We start from the raw sequence: 24,151 nt of genomic DNA on the forward strand, positions 1-24,151 counted from the left end.
TGGATTCAAGCAAGCGAATCTTAAGCGCAATGCGCTAATCATAAGCGACTGGGAGGAATGGAACGTGATGATGAAAGGAATGAAGGAACCGCGCAAACTGGCGGTATGGATGCTCGCAGCCGCAATCGGCGCGGCAGCGGTTGTACCAGGTTACGCTTCGGCCGCACAGGCAGCGGCACCAACGAAGCAAGCATCTGCGGAAGCGATGGATACAGCGGTGCGCGAGGCGATGAAGCAACTGGCCGATCAGGGAGTTCTAAGCGGATATGAGAACGGCTCGCTCCGTCCGAACCAGCCGGTGACGCGGGCGGAAGCAGCGAAGCTTCTCGTGTTGGCGCTCGGACTGAAGCCTGCGGGCCAAGCGGGCAGCACAGCGGGGCTTGACGCCGCCGAGCACAATGGCAAATGGTATGTGCCGTATGTGAACACGGCGCTGTCGAACGGGTTGTTCGAGATAAAAGACGGCAAATTCCGACCGAATGAGCCGGTGACCGAAGGCGAACTGGCCGCGATGGCCGCGAAGGCGCTGCAGCGGGACAACTTGTCGCTGAGCACTTGGCTGTCCAGCGTAGCGGACGGCAAGGCGAATGCGACACGCGGCGAGACATCCCGTCTGCTGGTGAAGGCCGAGCAATCGGTGCGCTCCGCGAACGCGAGCATCGTATCGGTCCGCGCAATTGACGGCATCGCGCTCGAAGTGACGATGACCGGACCGATGACGCAGAGCGATGAGACGATCGAGAAATCGGCCGAGACGTTCAAGTTCGACGGCGGCCTGACAATCGTCAACCAGCCGCGGCTGAAGACGGGCTCCGTCAACCAGTACATCGTGCCGGTGACTAAGATGGAAGAGGGCCGTGCGTACAAGCTGACGTACAAAGGCGAGCAAGTCGTCACCTTCACAGGCACCGGCGAGCTGATCCGGTTCAACGACGCGCGTCAAGTTACGAACGATACGTTCGAAGTGGAAGCGCTGCTGGCTGACGGTGTTGTCGATTATGGATATGTCATTTCTGCTTATGCAGGGGGCCGCGGCAAGGATGCCATTGTATTGGAGGAAGGCAACCGCCATAACGGACAGCCGCTGCAAATCATTTCTTCGCTGCGCAACCGGACAGCTGTGCTGACGCCAGAGGGCGGCGAGCCGATCCGGGTAAGCTATGTGGGTTACACGCAATCAACGGACGGCAAGCAGGAGCCGAAGTTCCGGTTACCGGCAGGCACGGTGCTGCAGCAGGGCGTCCGTTATACGGTGTCGGCGGATTGGTTCACGGTTAAGCAGCCTTCGTTCGTTGCTTCGCAGATTGCTCCGCTGACGATCGCATCTGCGAAGCAGACGGACGCGAAGACGCTGACCGTAACGCTGGCGCAGGATCCGGGGGACGAGCTGTTCGCGTTCCGCTCGGTGACGCTGGAGGGCAGCGACGGCTCGAAGCTGACGGCGCAGTACCGCGTGCAGACGCGCCAAGGCGCGACCGGCATTTTCGACCTGCAGAACGGGGTGGAGCTGAAGGACAGCGTCGCTTATTCGGTGAAGCCGGTTGGCGCATGGGCGGTAACGTCCGGCGAGGTGACACTGGCTTCGAAATAAGGAAGATACGCCGCCGGATACAACCGGTACGCAGCATTAGGTGCGACGTATGACGAGGCGGCGGTAACGAGCAAGAGGCCTGGCAGATATGCCGGGCCTCTTTTTATTGCTCCGCGTGGCGCCTCCCGGCGTCGTTGCGCGGTCATGAGTCGGCTGTCAATCCGAGCGGGCGTTGTGTGCTTAGGCTGCCATTCCGTGCTGCAATCGAGCTGTGCCGGCTAGCGCAGCGGAGTTCCGAGTCAAACGAACGCCAGCCAGTTCCGGACGCCGAGCAGGCGGACCCGCGTCTAGCGAGTCCGCTTGCGAGGGCGGCGGCGCTGGCTGTTTCCTTTGGCGGCAGCACCTGGACCAGGACCTGAACCTGTACCGGTGCCGGTGCCGGGGCGGGCTTTCGATTTGCGCCGCTTGCGGCGGCGGGGACGGATGACCGTATCGGCATCATCGCCATCGGATGCATTGCTGTTTTTGTTTTCTTTTTTGAACGAACCCATCAGTACTTTAATGAGCGGAGCCATCTGCTGGACGTTCGAGACGATTTTCTGCACCTTCGTTACGTTGCTTAGAATGCCGTCGATGCCGCCAAGCCGGTCGACCATCCCTTTGAGATCGGCAAGCTTCTCGAGCGAGAAGCCGCTGCTCTTTTCCTTCGGCGGATCTACAACCTCGGCGACGGCGGTTGAAGCCGGGAGGGCAAGCGACGTCTCCGTCACATTCGGCGAACCTGCGCCGGTCGTTTTATGGCCGGGTGCCGGGCCGCCTGGCGCGCCCCCGCCTTGAAAGCCGCCCGCGAAGCCGAACGGATCGGTTATGCCGGGAAAAGGTTGATTTTGCTGCCGGACGTAAGGGTGTTGCGGATAGCCGTTATTCGGGCCATTGCGCATGTTCACACCAGATCACAACCTTTGTCGGTAGACTATTTCTCCTTCTAGTGTATGGGATAGGCAAACATACGGACTGGACGAATGCCCGGTTTTGGAACGATTTTATCCAATAAAATGAGGCGATTGCCGTGTAAGGCAGCTCTCTTCCATCCGTTAAAGCGTGAATGCGGCAGTGCTTGATTATACGTAACGAACGCTTTACAATTGAGAAGATTAGTTCTCATACCTTATAGGGGTGACTTGAATGCAGCTAAAGAAGCTGAACGATAAAGCGATCGACCAACTGTTCGAAGCGGTGCTTACGCTGAAATCAGTGGAGGAATGCTATATATTTTTCGATGATCTGTGCACGGTGAACGAGATCCAATCGCTGTCGCAGCGCCTTGAAGTTGCGCGCATGCTCGGCAAGGGCTCGACGTACAACCAGATCGAAGCGGAGACGGGTGCGAGCACAGCGACGATTTCCCGGGTGAAGCGGTGCCTCAACTACGGCAACGACGGGTACAAAATGGCGCTGGAGCGTCTGGGACGATAGACGATGGCTCGGGGCATACTTGTTATTTCACATGGCTCGCGGGAGAAGGAATGGGTTCGTCTCGTTGATGAGGCAGTAGCCGAGGCGTCCGCGTCCGCGGCACAACTGCTAGCTGAAGACGCTGGCGGCGCTTCAGAGGCGGGTCCGCGCAACGTGTTGTTCGAATCGTCGTATTTGGAGCTTGTAGACGGAAGACTTATTCAGGACGGTGTAGATCGGTTGGCCGCCGCAGGCGTCACCGATATATTCGTCCTTCCGCTGTTTATATCGTCAGGCAGTACGCATGTCGACGACATTGCCCAGTCGTTCGGATTCGCACCGGTCAATGAACGCGTTGGCGAGATGGACCCGTTCCGGGTGCCGCCGGGCATTCGGCTTACAATGGGCGAGCCGATTAATGACGATCCTGAAATTGCGGAGCGTCTGTGGCATAATATAGAGCAGTTGTCGTCTGAACCGGAACGCGAAGCGCTGCTCCTTATTGCTCACGGCAGTCAGGATGCTGGCTTCTATGAACGTTACCAGGACGGCATGCAGCGGTTAGCCGAGCGTGTGCGCGCACTCGGCGGCTTGGCCCGGGCGAGGGCGGCCATGCTGCTCCCGAACGAAGCCGGTCAGGTGCTCGCGCAGATGCGAAGCGAACGGCCGGAAGAAAGTGTTTTGGTTGCGCCTCTTTTTATCAGCAAAGGATATTTTACGAATCAGGTTATCCCGTCGAGGCTGGCGGGGCAAGACTATCGGTATAACGGCCAAGCGCTTCTGCCCGATTCGGCAGTGGCGCGTTGGATGGTCCGGCAGTCGCTTGGCTGGCTGAACGGGTTGGAGGTGTAGGTTGTGCTGAGCGGTCACATTAAACGAGCTAGATTAATTTATAATCCGACCTCAGGACGGGAAGAAATCAAACGGCGTCTGCCGGATCTGTTGCAGCGGCTGGAGCGCGGCGGCATCGAGACGAGCTGCCATGCGACATCCGGAGAAGGCGATGCAACGCTCGCAGCGGCAGAGGCGGTTGAACGCGGCTACGATCTTATCATTGCAGCCGGCGGCGACGGTACGCTGCATGAAGTGATCAACGGCATGTCGGAGAAGGAGAACCGTCCTCCTCTTGGCATCCTGCCGCTGGGGACGACGAACGACTTCGCGCGGGCGCTCGGCATTCCGAGAAACTGGGAGTACGCTTGCGATCTCATTATCGAGGGCTACACTCGGCCGATCGACGTCGGTCTTGCGAATCAGCGATACTTCATTAATATAGCGGGCGGAGGCTCCTTGACGGAGCTGACGTACGAGGTGCCGAGCAAGCTGAAGACGATGATCGGACAGCTGGCCTATTATATGAAGGGTCTGGAGAAAATGACCCGGCTGCGTCCGACTGAGCTTCGCATCCAAGCGCGAGGGCACGAGGAAATTCACGAAGAGATTATGCTCTTCCTCATTTGCAACAGCAACTCTGTCGCAGGCTTCGAGAAGCTCGCGCCGGACGCGCAGCTGGATGATGGCATGTTCGACGTCGTTATTTTGCGCAAATGCAACCTGCCGGAATTTATCCGGATCGCAACGATGGCTCTTCGCGGCGAGCATTTGAACGACAGCCACATCGTTCATCTGCGGACGGACCATCTGCAAATTACGACGCCGGATTATGTGCAGTTGAACCTCGACGGCGAGTACGGCGGAACGCTGCCGTGCACATTCTCGATGCTGCCGTCGCACCTGAACATCTTCGTTGATGAATCGGGAGCGTCGTCCTACAGATAGTTGCATATAGGTAAATATGTACAGTTTACGATCGCTGTCCTGCCGCAGCGCCGTTGTCGAAGACGGTGGCGGAGGATGGCGGTTTTTGTATAATTGAACACAATGAATTCGATTGAGCGGAGTGTTGGATGAGGATGAGCAAGAATGGCAAGCCGTCAGCGGCGGCGGGGAATAAAGGAAGGTCTGGCGGTGCCGGTTCCCGCGGGAAACGGAAAGACTGGCGGCCGTCTTCACGGCCAGGAGCCGGGACTGGACAGGCTGGAGGAGCGGGGGAGCGTCCCGGGCGCGAGTCTCGAGCAGGTGCTTCCGTAGAAGAAAAGGAATCAGCGAGGCCAGTGCAAGGGGCAGCGAGAACGTTCACGGTAGCGGTGAACAAGAACGAAGAGCATATTGTCGATATCGTCGGCTTGACGCATGACGGCGAAGGCGTCGGCCGTGCGAACGGCTTCACGCTGTTCATCCATGGCGCGCTGCCGGGAGAGAAAGCGCTCGTGAAGGTGCTCAAGGTGAAGAAGCAGTACGGCTACGCCAAGCTGCTGCGTCTTCTTGAGACAAGTCCCGACCGCGTCTCGGCGCCTTGCGAAATTTATAAGCAGTGCGGCGGCTGCCAGATGCAGCATATGAGCTATGATGCTCAGCTGCGCTGGAAGCGCCAGCATGTTGTTGATAATTTGACGCGTATCGGCAAGCTGCAGGTTGAAGGCGAACCGGTGCGTCCGGCGCGAGTGAGTGAAGCGGGCGACGAGGCGGCTTTGGCTGCGGAAGCTGATTCTTTGCTTCACTATCCCCAAGACTCAGGAATCATCGTACACCCGACGATCGGGATGGACGAGCCTTGGCGTTACCGCAACAAAGCGCAGGTGCCGATCGGCATGGCGATCGCGGATCTGGAGGATGGAGCGGCGGGCGGCCTGATCGGCGGGTTCTACGCGCAGGGCAGCCATCGCATCATCGACATGGACGCGTGCCTCATCCAGCATGAGCGCAACGACGACGTCGTGCGGCAGATCAAACGGATCGGGACGGAGCTTGGCATTACGGCTTATGACGAGGAAAGCGGCCGCGGGCTGCTGCGCCACGTCGTTGTTCGGACAGGCTTCGTCACTGGCGAAGTGATGGTCGTTCTCGTTACGAACGGGGCGCACATTCCGCATAAAGATCAGTGGATCGCGGGCATTCGCGCCGCGCTGCCGGACGTGAACAGTATCGTGCAGAACGTAAATACGCGCGATACGAACGTGATTTTTGGTGAGGAGACGAAGACGTTGTGGGGCAGTGACGTCATCTATGATGAGCTCGACGGCATTCGCTTCGCGATCTCCGCGCGTTCATTCTACCAAGTGAATCCGGATCAGACGGTCGCGCTGTACCGCAAAGCGGTGGAGTATGCGGGATTGACGGGACAAGAGAATGTCATTGACGCTTACTGCGGCATCGGCACGATCTCGCTGTTCCTTGCCCGCCAAGCGGGCCGCGTATACGGCGTCGAAGTCGTGCCTGAAGCAATCGAGGACGCGAAGCGGAACGCTTCGTTGAACGGGATCGCGAATGCGGAGTTCGAGGCGGGGCTGTCGGAGGTCGTCATCCCGCGTTGGCGGGAAGAAGGCATCGCCGCCGACGTCATCGTCGTCGACCCGCCGCGCAAAGGCTGCGACCCCGCGCTGCTCGACACGATCGTGCGGATGAAGCCGGAGCGCGTCGTGTACGTGTCGTGCAATCCGTCGACGCTGGCACGGGACCTTCGAGTACTGGAAGATGGCGGGTACAAGACGGTGGAAGTGCAGCCGGTGGATATGTTCCCGCATACCGTTCATGTAGAATCGGTAGCTTTGTTGGTTAGGAATGGTGTAACCACCCAATAAAGCCCTGATATTCGCAATAAACATTTTCTAATAATCGAATAATGACCTGATAAGACGGGGAGAGGAAACGAGAGAGAAGGGCCCAACCCTTATCCCTCAAGCCTTTCCCCTGTTTTTCTATCCAGACAGTAGCGATAACAAGGATAGATGTTCCAATTAGAGTTTAGAGAAATAATAATACTACTGAAAAGATGAATTGATGAGATACTAATAAAATAATAAGGAGCTTTAACCTTTTGGCGGAATAAACGTCCACACGGTTAATCACCTTGTGAATCATGTCTCGCAGGCTTTCCTCGTTACTAACGTCTAGCGCGGCGAACTTCATTATTGTTCCTTCTTTCAGACGCCCATTTCATTGCCTTCTTTACAGTTTCGGTGCAAAAGGCTTCTTTACCATCTTGATATACACCAACATTATCCGGTGATTGTTTGGATAAGTGTAATTTCAATTTCCCGTATGTTTTAGCTTCATCAGGATGACTTTTTAGGTATTCTTTGAAGTTCAGATGATAATCGATGTTGATATTTCCGACCTCGTAAATATGGACGTGATGAGTTCTATGGTCTCCACCTTTTGGAAAATATCGACGCCCAACAATTCCATGTTCCCCTCGTGGCTTATAGCCTTTAAGAATCATTTGTTCGTTATACTCGTCTACCTTGATAATATCCTTGACGACAATTAGAATATCAATAATTGGCTTTGCAAACCCAATCTGAGGAACGGAAGTGCTTCCAATATGATGGATTTCAAGTAACTCGTTCGAGAATATGGATTGTAATAAGACTTCTTCTTTACGGTATAAATCAAACCAGTGTTCCGTCCAATGAGTAATTTCGGTTCTTCTCAAATGCACACCCCGTTTTGACCAGTAATTGGAATATGAGATAGCATTATTTTATATGACCGCTCTAATTCCTCTTTGCAAATAATATTAAGCTTGCCGAATACCTCCACATCTGGATTGTCTATTTTGCGCAACCCACACATGTGGGTGCGTGGGAGGATGCGTACCGGAGGACTTTTCGCTCGTTGGAATCGATGACAGCAGTCTCACCGCGAACTGCGAGGTTCCGCTGACTTCCGTCAAGTACCCAAAGCAAAGACTCGGCAAAAAAGCCGCTCCCAAGGGTTTGCGTTCCCCTTGTCAATTTCAATGCAAAAAAGCCCGTATGCGATTACCGCATGCGGGCTTCTTCTGCAACGTGGCACTGATGCCCTAGCTTATTTGTTGCCTAAGGACTGAAGGATACTTTGCACTAAAGCCGCATATCCGGACTCCAGTCCTTTCCCCGTCTGGGCACTTACTTCATTGCTAAGGGCGTTCAGGGCATTGCTTGTTTTCTTGGCGTTGTTGCCGGCCGCTTGCACCTGCTTCACCTTCGCTAATAGGCTGTTTGCCAGACCCGGTTTCGTAATGAAGCCGTTGTCACTGCCGGATTGGATCAACGAGTCCAAATGCGCGATATCCATATAAACGGTAATTTGCCCTGTGACCGTAGCGGAATTCCCTGCCTTATCGCTAGCTGTCACGACAATGGAATGCACTCCGAGCGTCAGACTCAATGGTGCTGTTTGAATCGTGCTGGATACAGGTTTTCCGTCCAATGTGACGGATACCGAATCCACGCCGCTAGTTGTATCGGATGCCACAATCGGATAGTTCAGAGCATCACTAATCAGAAGCTTCGAGATGTCAGGCATCGTAATAGTAGGGGCTGTCAGATCGATCTGAATGATCTTCTCCTTCACCGCTTCCTTGTTCCCTGCCTTGTCCTCGCTGTAGTAACGAAGAGTGTGAATCCCCTCCGATGAAATCGATATAGAATTGCCGGTGGTATAGGCTCCTCCGTCCAAGCTATAGTACGTGGAAGCAACTCCGCTGTCTGCATCGGTCGCTTGAAGGACTACGTTCACGGGATGGTTCTGCCACCCGGTTGGGGCGTTATCCATGGTCACAGGAGGTGTTTTTCTCTGCGCGAACATCCAATCAAAGACGTCTGTGTAGTCATTGTTCCAAGCCGGCAAGTTAGAGGACTGCGCCGTGGGAGCTATGCTCCAAGTCCCCATCGTTATCTGGTTGTAAAGAACAGCAGCTTCGACCTCGTGCGCTATATAATCAGGCAGGGCAGGGTTGTTGGCCGGATTCGGCCTCTGACTCGGCTGATCAAATTGAATGTAGGGCCACGTAAGAGCCTCATTGCTCTCAAAGCGCGAAGCCCTCGCGTTGGTCATTTTCGGCATATTGGTGTTTATGAAGGTAGTGAGGTTAGTCTGGTATATGCCAACGTTATTAGCATTGATAAACATCCAGTAGGCCAGTTCGGTGTGCGCGTTGTTGGTGCTCGCGTTCGGTGATCCGTTTACTGGAGACATAGGTGCGGCGGCCGCAAAGAGGCCGGGGTTGTCGTTAACTAAGCTGTTCGTATACAGGCCGCCCCATGAGAAGCCTGCCACGTAAATACGGTTAGGGTCTACTGCGCCGCTGGCAACCAGGTCGTCTATAACCTTCTTAACATTGGCTGTAGAGGGAGTAGATGTGCCATTATAGGAAATATTCAGTATATGGCTGGCGTATTTCTGCGGATTTTCTTCCATCTTCTTCATAAGAGCGACCGAGCCGTTGGCGGATTTCATGGCCGCTTTTGGGTCTATTGCAGCGTTTGTGCCGCCTCGCGACCTGCCGTGGGTATAGACATACAGCGGCAATCGTTGCACCACATTACCGTTGTCATCCTTGTGAAGGTAGAGCGCACGATTGACCGAATCGCCCGTAGGTGTTGTAAACTTGTCAAGGATCGGATTCACAACTTTGTCCTGTTCAAATACCACGTTGCGAAGCGAACTCCCATCTGTCAGTGCGATCTTGTCGTTCTGGACGATGTTGTAAACCTGCTTTGTTGAGTTACTGTTGCCATCCAGCGTTATATTGCCGCCGCTCTCTGAATAAAACTCAAACTCAACTACGATGTAACGGCCGCTTGCCAGTCCTTCCTGATAATCCGGGGAATTGCTTACTGTGCCCTTATAGCCGCGTACCTTTGGTTCGTTGTTGGCGTATACTCTTGTGATCTTGCGCGTCCCTTCAAAGGTCACCGAGTCGCCGCTGAGGGTCGTGTTCCTAGCCGAGACGGTAAACAAGCCCGGATTAAGCTCGGAGCCTAACGCCGCCTTCCCATCGCCTAAGTCAATGATGACAGCCGTCGTGTACTCGCCGCGAGCGAAGTTGTCATTCCATACGGTAAAGGGAAGCTGCTTCGCGTCCGGATCGTTTTTGAATGTCACGAGAATGGTATGGTCAGCCTCAACATTTGTAAAGGTATAAGTACCAGCAGCAGATAGAGTCACGGCATTGCCGTCTACCGTTACGGTATCCACAATTTTGCCGTGATTGGGGGTAAACGTAAATTGTTTGCTTGAGCCCTTAGCTAGTCTCAGAACATCGCCGGGTGGGTTCGGCGTTATAGTACCGCCCGGTCCCGCCGTGGCGGTGATTGAGAATCTGGTGTCCGCTTCATTGGCTGAAGAGAGCTGCAGGCTGTCTCTAAATGATGCATCGCTGGAATAACCCGCGTCCGGAACACCGAAAGAGGAAACGACTTCATAGCGATCACCGCCCTTGTCCGTCGAGTTATTGATATAAACCTCAAAGGTAAGCTGGCCTTCCTGTAAGGTCAAGGATCTTTTGGGTATTCTCATCTCCACGATATATCCTGTATCCGTGATCTGGGTCCACGCAGCTCTGCCCGGAGCGGACTGCCCTGAAAACACGCCCGTTGCGCTGACACGCCATTGGTTTGAGCCTCCGGATCCGTTACCGACATAAAACTCCAGGCTGTCGTACTGGTAATCTCCGCCGGCTCCCTGATATAGATTGCTGTCCTTCACAACTACGCGGGCATACAAGTAGTCGTGGTCCCACAGGATTCTGGCTGTGCCCGTGGAATGGGGTCTGGGGTCGTCGGGTACTGTGCTTTTGTTGATGAGATGTTCCATTGTCAAGGCCCACAGCGGGTCGTTCGACCCGAGTTCGGGTGTTCCGAAAATGGCAGCCGGCGTATCATTCGCCACCGAGCTTGTAGAACTGAGGTCGCCATCAAGTGCTTCTGCGTACACGATGTTGTTAGTGGCGGCAGCGAAGCTGGCAGGTATTAGCGTCACCACCATTACCAAGCAACAGAGGAACGCAAGCATTCTGTTAAAACGTTTTAGCATCATTAAAAACTCCTCCTTTATTTTTCGATCCGGTGCACCCATGGCTTACCCGCATCGTATTTGGACACATTGTCAAATTGACAAGAGCCCAACTTTATGATATGGTATATCTACCAGTTTTTCAACCTTTAGTTAGAGGCTAGAACATATGGAAACGCTTACTACGAGAGAGCTTTAACAATAATTATTAAGAGATTACATTATATATTTCAAACTATGGCTTTGAAGGGCAAGCACTAGAGAAAGCCATTGAAGACCATACCGGAAAGCGAATTAGTATGAAATTAGCGAGGTTATAAGTCGATAGTGTTCAAACAAGAACCAGCAGCAGATCCGAGATCCGCTGCTGGTTCTTGTTGTTGAAGTAAAGGGGAAGATAGATCGATCGAATTTTTATTCACGGCACGATTATGTCACGTTAGACCGGTCTTCGCCTTACATTTACAAGCAATATGCTGGCAACGATAAGCGCCATGCCCGCGATAAGGTTCATCGTTAAATGTTCATTCAAGAACAAAATGCTGCTGATGATGGAGACGACCGGGATGAGGAACGTATACGAGCCGACTTTCGATGCCTCGCCTGAACCGATCAGCTTGAAATATACGAGCCAACCGAGCGCAATGACGAATACGGAGATGAACAGCGTATCGTACAAGAAAGTTGCCGTCCAGTGCACCATGGACCAGCTCTCGACAGTCGAGCCGTAAGCCGTCATGACGATGCCTCCAATGATGATCTGCATAGCGGTCATCCATAACGAATCGACCTTGGCCGCCTGCAGTTTGATATAGACTGTGCCAAGTGCCCAGCTTAGTGCAGATCCCAAGGCAAGCAGAATGCCGAAGATGGAGATGCCTCCCTCTAGTCCACCGATGCTCATCACAGCGACTCCTCCGAAGCCGAGCAGCAGGCCGACAATTTTCCGCGTGTACATCCTTTCTCCCAGCCACATCCAAGCGAACAATCCAAGCAGCACAGGCTGAAGGAATACGATCGCAGAGAACAGCCCTGCCGGCATGTATTGGAGGCCAACGGTTTGGAAGCCGTAGTAGAATACGATGCTTAAGAATGCGGAAAGCACATAATACAGCCAAGTTTCCGGTAGCCGAAGCAGCTTCCATCGCGGCAGCGCGATAATAATAAGCAGCGCTCCTCCAATTAGGGTACGAAGTCCAGCAAAAAGAAGCGGCGGCGTAAACTTGAGCGCATACTTGGATAATGGCCAGTTCATTCCCCACATCAGGATAAGGAAAGCCAAGTATAATAATGTTTGCTTACGCGATAACGATGTCTCTGACATAACGAATCTCTCCTTGTGTGAAGCTTCATCCGAATGATACATTAAATTTCAATATGATGAAAATGAATCTTTTTCATAGGAGGCATATCATTTGCGTTATGACCTATACACAGATTAAGTTGTTCACGAAAATCGCAGAGACAGGGAGTTTTACAAAAGCCGGCCTTGAACTTAACATGACACAGCCTGCGGTCAGCCGAGCGATCTCCTCGCTTGAATCGGAGTTGGATATCCCTTTGCTGCTGAGAGACCGCCGCGGTGTGCAATTGACTGAAGCCGGTAAGCGTATCGTTGTGCTTTTCCGTGAGATTCTCGGCACTTTCGCAAAGGTCGATCAAGTCATCGCTGATGAGAAAGGACTTCAAGTTGGCACAATCCGCGTCGGAGCCTTTCCTGTAGCCGCTGCTCATTTCCTGCCTCGTATTATTAGCACAATTGCCAAGCAGCATCCGAGCATCACTTTCGAGCTGCACGAAGGAAGCATCGACGAACTGAGAATCTGGCTGGAGACAAGAGTGATCGACGTTGCATTTCTTATTCCGCCAGACGGAGACGGGGATACGATTCCACTTTATCGGGAGAAAATGTTTGCCGTACTGCGAGAGGATCACCAGCTGAGCAGCTTGCCCATTGTTCCCGTGAACCTGCTCTCGACGGAACCGTTCATTACGTGTAAAGCCGGCTATGAGCCGCCGATTACGGACCTATTCGAACGAGCGGGAGCCCATCTGAAATCAAAGTACATCGTCCAGAGCGTCAGCATGGCTCTACACATGGCTGAGGAAGGACTAGGCTTTCCCATTCTGTCCGAGCTTGCATTGAAATCACTCCCTGCAGGACTAGTAAAGCGGGAGCTTGAACCGAATGCCTATCGCGATATTCGGCTTGCGGTTCCATCTATCGAAGAGGCATCTCACGCGGTCAAATTGTTCATTCGGACTACGCTTGATCTGTTTCCGCCTTCGCATGAGCTGATTTAAATCAAGTAGAATCAATTTTCGTTAAGGATACCGTGTATCAGGTTAAAGCCGGTGATGTTTGGTTAGGCGGGAATATATAGCAGACGACAAAAAATTGCCTCAGAGCACTGCCCTGAGGCTTTTTGTGTAGAAGGAGGTGGACGGTGATTAAACGACTATGTTCGAATTAAACAGAAATCACTGCCTGTCTCCGAACTGGAATTCCCTTTTTGAATGTATCAAAAGCCACGCTATCAACAATCGTCCCAGAGTATTTATCGTAAACGACTAAGTTGATACCTCGCTCATTCATGGCATAGTCAACGCCATCAATAACTATCGAGCAAGAATTACCGCCATCAAACGGCGCAGACAGTAAGCTTATTCTAGTTCCTCTTAGTTGGCACGTATAACTGTCTTGTGCAGATTTCTCGCCATGCTTTTCGTACATCGTCCATCCTTCATCTATCACGCAAATAAATGACCGCCTGCCATCGTTACCGGACTCTATCAGCGAGGATGAAACGCCGATATCAGATAATAATTTTTGTAGGTCTTTGTCGATATGTGTTCCGTACGTATCTTTTACAGCTAGAAGCAGTACATATCGGTTCGATACGTTTTTCAGTGCCGCTAGATATTTCGTCATGGTCTCGCACCTGCTAAAAATAGTCGGCACAGCACCGGTTAATTGCTGCAACAAAACCTGGTTATTTTTTACAAATGCATTGATAAGAAGTTTTGTTTTTTCAGGGAAATTCGTGTCAAATTTCAGATCGCGAACGGATATGTTTAAGGCAGCAGATATTTGTTCAACCGCTGCTTTGTCTCTGATTAATCTACGAAAATCTCCTTTATGTAACCACGATAGAATGCCTACAAAAGAATCTTGGAAAAACTCCAATTGCGCTTCCGACATAGACGAGGAGTTCTCTATGACAGGGTTGATAATTTGAGAAGTCACAGCTTGGTAAAATAACGTATTTTTCCAAGTTGTACTCACGCTAATTCTTTCGTCATCTATAATATAGTATCTTTTATCCCATAAAATATTCCAAGATAGATTAGGAAGACGCATGACAAAACTCGCTTTAAATAAACCATCTTCATGACCGTGCAGACCCTCATATACATGCAAATTGAGTTCGCGCACCTTCGACAGCTTATACATATTGTTCATGCCTACGGTATACCGTCGCCGATATTCGCGAATCCTTTTTGGTTGGTCGGACAAGGGCTGAGGAAAAGGCCAGGTCCTCTTGTCCAATTGTAAGGTTACCAAAATCAAGTCACAGTTACCTTTTATCGCCAAGTTGTATCCCGTTTCTAGCGTTTCGGGGATGATAGTATCATCGCTATCAACAAAAAAAACATATTCTCCCACTGCGTTATCCATACCGACATTTCTCGGCCGCGATGCACCACCGCTGTTTTCGGGGAGTTGTATGACCTTGACGAGTCCACTGTACTTTACGGCATATTCGTTCAACACTTCCATTGTATTGTCAGTAGAACGGTCGTCAACAACAATGATTTCATAATCTTCGTGCGACATGGTTTGATTGACGCAACTTTCTAAGCATCGCGCCGCAAGTTCGGGACGGTTATAAACGGGAATGATGATACTGATTTTTACATTCTTGCTCATATGTACATCTCCATTTCGATGATGATAACATCTTAGCATATCTCTAGTATAATTAGTATAAATGCAAGTAACTACTGTTTAGTAGATTAATAAAATAATAAACTTGAAAAAATCAACTCGATCAATCACACTTTGAGTCAATAATTCATCGACTCCTCACACGCAGCTTGTTTTTTAGTTCCGCTCAAACTAACGATGAACGTATTTCCTACGGGATTTTCAGCAATGCTTGAACAAGGAAGTAATCGAGGAATGAATGTGAAAGGGATTAGACAACTAGTATTAATAACAGGTAGAAAATATCGCCGCAAAGGAGTCATGTCCGTATGCCGCAGGGCAAGTGGTTTCGCATAGGTTATGGGATCATTATCGTATTGTTAATTGCCTTCTTGGCTTCAAAGGTTGACTTTGTGTTTGATCCGATCGGCAAGGTATTGGCTGCGTTATTCGTGCCGCTCTTGATCTCGGGTATGTTCTACTATCTATTCCGTCCGTTCGTAAGGCTGTTCTCGAAGAAAATGCCGAAGACGCTAGCTATTCTGCTCGTCTACATCGGCGCGATCGGTGTCTGTTACTTATTCTTCTTGATGATTTGGCCGCCAATACGGGATCAGTCGATTAACCTGGTGGACAATTTTCCGCAGATCGTGAAGTCGGTCGATTCGTGGCTCGAGTCCGTACAAGAGCACGAGTGGTTCAGGGAAATCGGGCAGGAGAATACGCTATCCACGGAAAATCTTACAACCAAGTTAACCGGTTCGCTGGACGAGATTCTTAATTCCGTCGTAGGCAGCGTGCGCGGTATTTTTAATCTCCTTATGAACTTCTTCTTCTTGCTCAGTCTGGTGCCATTTATCATCTATTACTTGCTGAGTGAAGACGATAAGTTTTCCGGACATGTCCTGCAAGTGCTTCCGAAGCGGTACCATAACGAGGTGAGCGGGGCGTTGAAGGATATCGATGCGTCGATCGGTTCGTTCATTCTGAGCAAGGTGCTCACATCGCTGCTCATCGGCGGGCTGACGTTCATTGGCTATCTGTTGATCGATGTGCCGTATCCGTTGTTGCTCGGCTTGATTGCCGCCATTACGAACTTCATTCCGTATATCGGACCGTTGATCGCATTCGTTCCGACGGCTGTTGTCGCGCTTACCGTCTCCCCGATGACCGTGCTTCTCGTCGGGATCGTGCTCATCGTATCGAATCAGATCGAATCCAACGTCATCGGACCTCGTATCATCGGGAAGCAAATGAACGTTCATCCGCTCACCGTCATGCTGCTCGTTATCGGTGCAAGCGCGATTATCGGTGCGTTCGGCATGATCATTGTCGTTCCCGTCTACGCGATCATCAAGATTATTGCGGTCCGCGTTTATAAGTTTAACAAGTCTAACCGAATCCCGCCGGATGCTGCCGAATAAAACGCACAAGGGGTTGTAAGAGTTGACCGGCGGGCGTTACTATATATTAGAAACCTAATACGGACACTGTGATGGAGATGAGAAAGCGATGGAGAACGCAACGTTCAACAACCCGATATTGCCTGGATTTTATCCGGACCCTTCGATGTGCAGGGTAGGCGAGGACTATTACTTAGTAACTTCTACGTTTGAATATTTTCCGGGCATCCCGATCTTCCATAGCAAGGACCTCGTGAATTGGAGACAGATCGGCCATGTGCTGGATCGTCCGTCGCAGCTTGATCTGGATGGCCTTCGTCCGTCTAGGGGCGTATTCGCGCCAACGATTCGTTATCATGAAGGCACGTTCTACGTCATAAATACGAACGTTGACAAGAAAGGTAATTTCGTCGTGACCGCAACGGATCCCGCCGGCCCTTGGTCCGATCCATACTGGCTGGAGTCGGAGGGCATCGATCCTTCCTTGTTCTTCGATGACGACGGCAAAGCTTATTACACTGGCACAAGACCTGCTCCCGAAGGGCCGCAGTATTTCGGTAACTGGGAGATTTGGATGCAGGAGCTGGATCTGAAGACGATGAAGCTGGTCGGCGAGCAGTATTCGTTATGGAGAGGCGCTCTCCGCGACGCGGTATGGCCGGAAGGACCGCATACATACAAGATTAACGGCTACTATTACTTGCTGATTTCAGAGGGCGGGACGGGGCCGGATCATGCGATCACCGTTGCTCGCAGCGAGCATCTTTTGGGTCCGTACGAAGGGTACAAGAAAAATCCGGTGCTGACGCATCGGCATTTGGGCAATGACTATCCGATTGTCAACGTTGGTCACTCCGATATCGTACAGACGCAGAACGGCGAGTGGTGGATGGTTCTGCTGGCTTCCCGCCCATACGGGGGATACTACCGGAATCTTGGACGTGAGACTTTCTTAGTTCCATTCACTTGGGAAGAGGGTTGGCCGGTCGTCAAACCAGGGAAATCCATCGTCGAGATGACCGAGGCGAGACCGAGCCTGCCTGAGCAGCGGTGGGTATCGGCGCCGGCTTGCGACAATTTCGAAACAGCCGAGTTAGGTATGCAGTGGATTTTCATTCGCACGCCGAGGGAAGCATTCATGAGTCTTGAAGAGCGCCCCGGTCATCTTCGACTGAAGCTGCGCCGGCCGACGCTGAAGGACAATGAACAAGTTAGCTTTGTCGGCAGACGACAGCAGCACCTGCGCTTTAATGCGCGCACGGCGATGGAGTTCGTTCCGCAAGCCGAGCATGAATCGGCAGGGCTGGTTGTGCTGCAAAGCAGTCAGTTCCACTTCCGCTTCGAGTATTTGCTGTCGGAAGGAACGAAGGTGGTGCGCCTGACGAAATGCACGAATGGAGTAGATGAAGTGTTGGCGCAGCAGGCCGTCGACGCTGACAAGCTATATTTGACGATCGACGCGCACGAGCAGGATTTCGCTTTCTATTACGGTACACGAGCGGATGAGTATCGTCTATTAGCAGAGAAGGTTGACGGACGGATTCTCAGCACGGATGTGGCCGGGGGCTTCGTAGGTACGTGTCTCGGCATGTATGCGAGCAGCAACGCTCAGCTTAGTGACAACGTTGCGGACTTCGATTGGTTCGAATATACGGGCAACTAAATCTGAAATTCACAAAACAGCCTTGGTTCGGTATTCTGCCGGACTGAGGCTGTTTTGGTTTGCCAGTGAACTTTACTCATCGTACTCTCCTGTGGCTAGGCAGCTGCATAGGATAAAGGGTCAATAAGTAAATCACCGAGAGGAGCATGATGATGTACTCGAACGCAAGCTATCATCATCATTGGCATAATCCGATGCACCGCCACTGGAATTACAATTGGAGTTACGACAGGAACCCGTACTATCACAAGTGGCACAACCATCATAACCATCATCCGCATGGCAATATCTTTTTACAGGATCATGGGACAAAGCCGTTTGTAGTCAATATAAATCAGGCGGCCAAGCAAAATAACAACTACCGCACCGCACTATGGACAGGTAAAAATTTGCAAGTGACCTTGATGAGCATTAAGGTTGGCGAAGACATAGGTCTGGAAGTTCATCCTGCGACGGACCAGTTCATACGAATTGAAGAAGGTCAGGGGTTCGTTCAGATGGGGAACAGCAAAGATAACTTGAATTTTCAAGCTATGGCGTACGATGGCTATGCCATTATGATTCCCGCAGGGACATGGCACAACGTGACGAATGCAGGCTATCGCCCGCTTAAAGTTTACTCGATCTATGCGCCGCCTCAACATCCGTTCGGTACGGTTCATGAAACGAAAGCGATCGCTCAGCAACAAGGGGACTAAATCCGGCTTGCGAAGTGTGAGAAAAGTTGGTACAAAGCGAAATACTCAGGAGTTATTCTCCTGAGTTTTTGTTTGTAGCACCGAATAATCCTTTAATTATTGAAAATAATTCTATGATTAACGAAATTCAATCGCTATGAAATTACGTTATAGTAAAAGTATTGGACACGTGAAGTAATACAGCGTGATTAATACTTAAGGAGAAAGACATGAACTTTACAATTAATCAGTCCGTATTAAATGGGGGAGCGTTCTTTCTGAAGGAGAAGGAAGCGTTCAGCGGCGTTCACAAAATCGCAGACAAAGTAGCGAAAGATATTGAATTGGTGTTCGGCGTTCGCCCGACGTCGACGGAGGATCTCAGCCAATTATCCTCCTATGCGGTCATCTACGGTACAATCGACCGGAGCCCTGTGCTTCAGAGTCTGTCCGAGCAAGGATTGATTGACCTCGAAGCGATCAAAGGGAAGAATGAAGTTTATTTGTTCCAAACTATAGATGCAACTGCGCAAGGAATCGGCAAAGCGCTTGTTATTGCTGGCAGCGATAAGAGAGGCGCGATTTACGGTCTGTTCCACCTGTCGGAGATTCTCGGGGTGTCCCCGTATGTTGACTGGAGCAATGTGAAGCCGAAGCGTCAAGAGCAATTCGTTCTGGACGGCGGCCACAAGCTTGTTTCGAAGGAGCCTTCGGTCCGTTATAGAGGATTCTTCATTAATGATGAATGGCCGGCTTTCGGAACGTGGTGCAATGAACGTTTCGGCGGGTTTAATGCGCAAGCGTATGACCATGTCTTTGAATTGCTGCTTCGTCTGAAAGGCAACTATCTGTGGCCAGCCATGTGGTCGGCACGGTTCCACGACGACGGCCCGGGACTTGCCAATTCGGAGCTCGCGGACGAGTACGGCGTCGTAATGGGCGCTTCCCACCACGAACCATGCCTGCGCCAAGGCGAAGAGTACAGATATCTAAGAGGCAAAGATTCGATCTACGGCGATGCGTGGAACTTTAGATCCAATGAGGAAGGCATCACCCGGTTCTGGGCTGATGGCCTGAAACGCAGCGGCAAGTTCGAGAATGTCATTACGGTCGGGATGCGCGGTGAAGCGGATACGGCGATCATGGGCAAGGAAGCGACTTTCGCCGATAACATCAATCTGCTTCGGGATGTTCTGCGGACACAGAACCGTCTGATCAAGGAACACGTCAATCCTGATCTGGAACAAGTACCTCGCATGCTGGCGCTGTATAAAGAGGTAGAACCGTTCTTCTATGGGGACGAGAATACGCCAGGCTTGATCGGCTCGGAAGATCTAGAGGATGTCATCCTGATGCTCTGCGATGACAACTTCGGCAATCTGCGTACGCTGCCAACCGAGGAGATGCGTTCTCATAAGGGCGGATATGGAATGTACTATCATTTCGACTACCATGGCGGACCGATCTCTTTCGAATGGATCAACAGTTCCTACCTGCCGAAGGTATGGGAGCAGATGACGACGGCTTACGATTTCGGCGTTCGCGATCTGTGGATCGTCAATGTCGGCGATATCGGAACGAATGAATTCCCGTTAGCTTATTTCCTCGATCTGGCCTATGATTTCGATCAATGGGGAACAAGCGCGATTAATAAGACGCAAGAATACACTCGGTTGTGGATCGAGCGGCAATTCGGTGCCGTATGCAGCGAAGAAGATCGGGAGAAAATCTATCGTATCCTGGACGGCTATACGAAGATCGCTCATAACCGCAGACCGGAAGCGATGAATGCGGATGTGTATCATCCGGTTCATTATCAGGAAGCGGACAGGCTGCTGGCCGACATTGAGAAGCTCATGGGCGAGGCCAATGAACTGTATGCGAAGATGAGCGACGAAGCCATGTCCGGCTTCTTCTCCCTCGTGTACTATCCGGCGATGGGCAACTTGAATCTGCAGAAAATGATGCTGCTCGCAAGCAAGAACCAATATGCAGCCAAGCACAATCTGATGGAAGCGAATCAGCTGGCGGAGCAGATCAAAGCTTGCATGCAGCGGGATCAGGAAATTGTAGATGAATACCACGCCATCGATAATGGCAGATGGTACGGCATGGGATTGTCGGAGCATATCGGCTTCACCAAGTGGAATGAGGACGAGTGCAGATATCCGATTCTCATGCAAGTTATGCCTGCAAGAAAACCAAGATTGTTCGTATCATTGGATGGTGCCGGACAGTTCTCAGAGGGCAGCAGCTGGCATGTCAATAAACTGTATATGAAGGATTTCAAACGGCCGGATGTTACGGAAGCTTCCTTCACGATCCGCACGCTTAGCGATCTGGATGCTCCATATGAGCTCTCGTGCGATGCATCGTGGTTATCCTGTTCCGGATATACGGGTACGCTGGACGGTAAGAACAAAACATCGGACACGATCACGGTTCGAATCGACCGCAGCAAGATGAACGGTGAGACGGCGGCGAACATTGCGGTGAAGATGCCAGCCGGATCTTGCACGATCATTGTGGATGCTGCGCAGCCGGAACTGAACGGATTGGCGGAGAGAACATTCGTCGATACACTCGGTTATATTGCCATCGAAGCGGAGCATTATTATGCTGCTCATGATGCCGGACAAGCCGGATTCCAAGTGATCGAAGCGTATGGCAAGACGTTGTCCGGAGTGAAGGCGTTCCCGACGGCGCAGTATTTTACAGCAGGCGAGGATGCACCGTCCTTGGAGTACCGGTTCGTTGTTGAGGAAGCGGGAGAATATGAAGTCGAATTGTATATGCAACCTTCTAATCCCGTAACGACGGACAATACGATTTATTACGGCATTCAAGCTAATGACGGGCAGATTCACGTGTTGAATGCTATTGCGAAGGGTCAGAAAGTAGGCGAGTACAATCATAATTGGGCTGCCGGCGTACTGGATAACATCCGGCGTCACAGCAGCAAGATCGTGTGCCAGGGCGGACTGAACAGCGTGAAGGTGTTTGCGGTGAGTCCAGGATTGGTACTCGAGAAGCTGGTCATTTACCCCGTAGGGAAGAAACCGGCAGAAAGCTACTTGGGACCGGCAGAGACGTATTACATCGGCAAGGTGTGATAGAAGGAGTTCAGGACAGATCCGCCGTTCGTGGCGGATTTGTCCTTTTTTCATAGGTCAGAAGTATACAAAAGAAATCATCATCGCTATACTAATGAGTGGATTAGAGAAGTCGCGAGGAGAATGAACAGATGGAAGAGAATCATAAATCGCCGGATGCCGAAGAAACGAAGGAACCGCGCAAAATCAGCCTGGCAGAAGCCATGAAACGTAAGCTGCAAGAAAAGAAACAAGCACAGTCCCAGGGCAAAGGGCAACAGGTGAACGCTCAGGCAGGCGTCAAGAAGATGTCCAGCCAGATTAAAAAAAAGCCGAATAACCAGAAGCGTCGGACAGGTGTGTAAGCTAACTGCTACTGCTTGAATGTTGAGGGGATACTGTCATGAACGGGTCGTATTGGAGCGGCTGCTGTCGGAGACAGTGCTTTGCTCCACTATCCCTTTGACTCAGGAATAACGATGCAAACGGCGCAGGGCTCAGATAATAAACATAATCGCACCAGATCAGCTGAACAATGGCCTCTCCTCATGGAGAGGTCATTGTTTTTGTTGTGGAAAAGGTTTGAGTTATTGAAATTTGAGGTAAAAGAAGGAAACTATTTCAAGAGTTGATTCGTCTATAATGCAATCCTGCTAAAATCAATACGATGGTGTTATTTATATAAATATCATATAATTTGACAAATACGACATAACTGATAGAATCTAGTAGAAGTAATTTCTAGGGGGTAAAGCATGAACGTTTCTAAGAAGGTATGGGCGGGTCTGCCGCTTGTACTGGCGTTATTGGTTCAAGGTTGTGCGAACGGTGACAAAGCGGCGTATTCGATGAAAGAAGAGGAAACCGGGACGCTGAAGGTTATGTTTCATAGCGATTCTTATTTCTATCAGCAGTATGGCAATTTGTTCAATGCGAAGTTTCCGAATATCGAGCTTCAAGTGGTAAATATGCAGGATCTGTATAAAGAAGGCGTCACCGATTATAAGAAGGCGTTAGAAGACTTGATTGAGAAAGAGAATCCGGACGTCCTTATGCTCAACTTAGATCAATATACGAAGTATGCAGAAGAGAATAAGCTGTTAGATTTGGAGCCGATGCTGCAAGAGGAGGACTTCAAGAGTGCCGATATATGGCCAGGCTCGCTTAAGCTGCTGAGGGAGAAGGGCGGCGGTAAGCTGTTCGGATTATCTCCGGATTTCTATAGCCAGGGATTGTACTATAACAAAGACTTGTTCGATAAGTACGGCGTGCCTGTGCCGACGAAAAGCTTGAGCTGGCAGGAGGTCATCGAGCTGGCCAAGCGGTTCCCGACGGACGGCAGCAAAGAAGACCGCGTTTACGGACTAGCCATGAACTATGGATCGAGCATATTCCAATTGGGATCGGCGATCGGGGGAACGACCGGCTTGCAGTTCATTGATGGGCAAGGGTCGAAGGTGACGATTCAGTCGGACGGGTGGAAGAAAGCTTTTGGGCTGGCTGTTGATGCTCTGAAGTCAGGTGCTCTCTATGTGCCGGGCCAGCAGGATCCTAGTTCGCAAAGCTATGTCAGCTACATGAGTAATGATGTGTTCTTCACCGGCAAGGCGGCAATGACGTTGAATGGCTCTTATTATGTGAATCAGCTTCAAGATGGGGCCACGTATGACCAGTCGTTCAAGCCTTTCAAATGGGGAGTGCTCACCGAGCCGGTCGACCCGGCTAATCCAGATCTGGGTACGTCGCTATCCCTTTCGGAAATCTTCGCGATTAATGCCAAGTCAACGAATACGAAAGCGGCGTGGCAGCTGGTCAAGAGCATCAACAGCGATCAGGTAGCGAAGCTGAATTCTCGTACGAGCAATTCCGGCGGGTTGATGAGCCGCGTTGCATACAATAAGGCTAAGGACGGCACAAGTCTGGACGCTTTCTATTCGCTTCAGCCAAGAGAGCAGTTAATGGATTGGGCTAATGTTCCGAATACCTTCTTCGAACAGTTCAACCAACTGGCAGAAGTGGAGCTGCAGTCGGTAAGCTCGGACAACAAGACGATAGACGAGGCGCTCGCTGTCATGCAGAGTTCCGGGCAGGCAACACTCGAGAAGGCGCGCAAGGACGAGGAAGAAGCGAAAGCGAAGAAGCAGTAATAGGCGGTATTCTAGGTATTTTAAAGGCATTACAACTTCCTGAGGACGTTGGAATGCCTTTTTCTGCTGATTAATTCAGAATGCCCCGTTCTTGAAAAATGCGCCAATCCTACTTCAAAACATTCGTTCGTCATCTTCTCATCGCTCCCATTAAAAAGTAATTTCATTGGAAAATGTTAAGCTATAGAGCGCACTCTAGAGCAATCACTATTTTCATGTGTTACGATAAGCTCATGGAGAGAACACTTACGATTCAACAAATCGCCGGTGCATAGAGACAAAGTCACGCAGCAGATCAGCGCATTGACGCAGAATATGAATAAGATCGAGGAGAAGATTGATCTCTACAAGATCATGGAAGAAGAAACAGAAAAGGAATAGCTGGCTTTCTCGCGGGCCGTCGATATGCCTTTTAT

18 protein-coding genes are annotated in these 24,151 nt (G+C 51.1%); 13 read left to right on the top strand and 5 right to left on the bottom strand.

Features of this window, described 5'->3' with window-relative positions:
* Positions 1-67 precede the first annotated feature (67 nt).
* Positions 68-1,591, top strand: coding sequence for an S-layer homology domain-containing protein (locus PKO01S_RS14400; protein ID WP_127532062.1), 1,524 nt, complete (start codon positions 68-70; stop codon positions 1,589-1,591).
* Between the two features lie 287 nt (positions 1,592-1,878).
* Here the strand turns inward: PKO01S_RS14400 and PKO01S_RS14405 are convergent, their stop codons facing one another.
* The gene (locus PKO01S_RS14405) at positions 1,879-2,478 is read right to left on the bottom strand and encodes a hypothetical protein (protein ID WP_127532045.1); all 600 of its coding nucleotides are present in this window, start codon (positions 2,476-2,478) and stop codon (positions 1,879-1,881) included.
* A gap of 238 nt (positions 2,479-2,716) precedes the next feature.
* Between PKO01S_RS14405 and PKO01S_RS14410 the strand changes: the two genes are divergently transcribed.
* The 4 genes from PKO01S_RS14410 (at position 2,717) to rlmD (ending at position 6,627) form a co-directional block, all read left to right on the top strand.
* Positions 2,717-3,007, top strand: coding sequence for a YerC/YecD family TrpR-related protein (locus PKO01S_RS14410; protein ID WP_006038628.1), 291 nt, complete (start codon positions 2,717-2,719; stop codon positions 3,005-3,007).
* A gap of 3 nt (positions 3,008-3,010) precedes the next feature.
* Complete coding sequence (locus tag PKO01S_RS14415; RefSeq protein WP_127532046.1) at positions 3,011-3,838, top strand: sirohydrochlorin chelatase; 828 nt, start codon at positions 3,011-3,013, stop codon at positions 3,836-3,838.
* Positions 3,839-3,841: 3 nt separating this feature from the next.
* Positions 3,842-4,765: a diacylglycerol kinase gene (locus PKO01S_RS14420; RefSeq protein WP_407669652.1), complete on the top strand. Its 924-nt coding sequence runs from the start codon at positions 3,842-3,844 to the stop codon at positions 4,763-4,765.
* 134 nt (positions 4,766-4,899) lie between these two features.
* Positions 4,900-6,627, top strand: coding sequence for a 23S rRNA (uracil(1939)-C(5))-methyltransferase RlmD (gene rlmD / locus PKO01S_RS14425; protein ID WP_246070582.1), 1,728 nt, complete (start codon positions 4,900-4,902; stop codon positions 6,625-6,627).
* A gap of 302 nt (positions 6,628-6,929) precedes the next feature.
* Here the strand turns inward: rlmD and PKO01S_RS14430 are convergent, their stop codons facing one another.
* Entirely contained in the window at positions 6,930-7,481 is a 552-nt protein-coding gene (locus tag PKO01S_RS14430; protein ID WP_127532047.1) for a GrpB family protein, read from the bottom strand.
* A gap of 148 nt (positions 7,482-7,629) precedes the next feature.
* Here PKO01S_RS14430 and PKO01S_RS29615 point away from each other — a divergent pair, with 148 nt between their 5' ends.
* Positions 7,630-7,854 carry a substrate-binding domain-containing protein gene (locus PKO01S_RS29615; RefSeq protein WP_281278859.1) on the top strand — a complete coding sequence of 75 codons (225 nt, stop codon included), beginning with the start codon at positions 7,630-7,632 and terminating at the stop codon, positions 7,852-7,854.
* A 1-nt stretch (position 7,855) separates the two neighbouring features.
* Here the strand turns inward: PKO01S_RS29615 and PKO01S_RS14440 are convergent, their stop codons facing one another.
* Together PKO01S_RS14440 and PKO01S_RS14445 are read right to left on the bottom strand one after the other, a co-directional pair.
* Complete coding sequence (locus PKO01S_RS14440; RefSeq protein WP_246070583.1) at positions 7,856-10,849, bottom strand: OmpL47-type beta-barrel domain-containing protein; 2,994 nt, start codon at positions 10,847-10,849, stop codon at positions 7,856-7,858.
* Positions 10,850-11,264: 415 nt separating this feature from the next.
* Positions 11,265-12,149, bottom strand: coding sequence for a DMT family transporter (locus tag PKO01S_RS14445; protein WP_127532048.1), 885 nt, complete (start codon positions 12,147-12,149; stop codon positions 11,265-11,267).
* 98 nt (positions 12,150-12,247) lie between these two features.
* On the opposite strand from PKO01S_RS14445, the gene PKO01S_RS14450 reads away from it, so the two are divergent.
* A complete protein-coding gene (locus PKO01S_RS14450) occupies positions 12,248-13,129 on the top strand; it encodes a LysR family transcriptional regulator (RefSeq protein ID WP_127532049.1) in 882 nt (293 codons plus the stop codon).
* Between the two features lie 166 nt (positions 13,130-13,295).
* Here PKO01S_RS14450 and PKO01S_RS14455 read toward each other — a convergent pair whose 3' ends face one another.
* Positions 13,296-14,756, bottom strand: a complete 1,461-nt coding sequence (locus tag PKO01S_RS14455) for a glycosyltransferase (RefSeq protein ID WP_164779611.1) — start codon at positions 14,754-14,756, stop codon at positions 13,296-13,298.
* A 326-nt stretch (positions 14,757-15,082) separates the two neighbouring features.
* Here PKO01S_RS14455 and PKO01S_RS14460 point away from each other — a divergent pair, with 326 nt between their 5' ends.
* The 6 genes from PKO01S_RS14460 (at position 15,083) to PKO01S_RS14485 (ending at position 23,735) form a co-directional block, all read left to right on the top strand.
* Positions 15,083-16,177 carry an AI-2E family transporter gene (locus PKO01S_RS14460; protein WP_127532051.1) on the top strand — a complete coding sequence of 365 codons (1,095 nt, stop codon included), beginning with the start codon at positions 15,083-15,085 and terminating at the stop codon, positions 16,175-16,177.
* Positions 16,178-16,265: 88 nt separating this feature from the next.
* Complete coding sequence (locus PKO01S_RS14465) at positions 16,266-17,819, top strand: glycoside hydrolase family 43 protein (RefSeq protein ID WP_127532052.1); 1,554 nt, start codon at positions 16,266-16,268, stop codon at positions 17,817-17,819.
* Between the two features lie 152 nt (positions 17,820-17,971).
* Positions 17,972-18,517, top strand: a complete 546-nt coding sequence (locus PKO01S_RS14470) for a cupin domain-containing protein (protein WP_127532053.1) — start codon at positions 17,972-17,974, stop codon at positions 18,515-18,517.
* Positions 18,518-18,726: 209 nt separating this feature from the next.
* Positions 18,727-21,609, top strand: coding sequence for a glycosyl hydrolase 115 family protein (locus PKO01S_RS14475; protein ID WP_127532054.1), 2,883 nt, complete (start codon positions 18,727-18,729; stop codon positions 21,607-21,609).
* Between the two features lie 131 nt (positions 21,610-21,740).
* Entirely contained in the window at positions 21,741-21,953 is a 213-nt protein-coding gene (locus tag PKO01S_RS14480; RefSeq protein WP_127532055.1) for a hypothetical protein, read from the top strand.
* A 390-nt stretch (positions 21,954-22,343) separates the two neighbouring features.
* A complete protein-coding gene (locus PKO01S_RS14485; protein WP_127532056.1) occupies positions 22,344-23,735 on the top strand; it encodes an ABC transporter substrate-binding protein in 1,392 nt (463 codons plus the stop codon).
* The last annotated feature ends 416 nt before the right edge of the window (positions 23,736-24,151 follow it).

This window comes from Paenibacillus kobensis NBRC 15729 (assembly GCF_004000825.1).
Classification (GTDB): domain Bacteria; phylum Bacillota; class Bacilli; order Paenibacillales; family Paenibacillaceae; genus Paenibacillus_T; species Paenibacillus_T kobensis.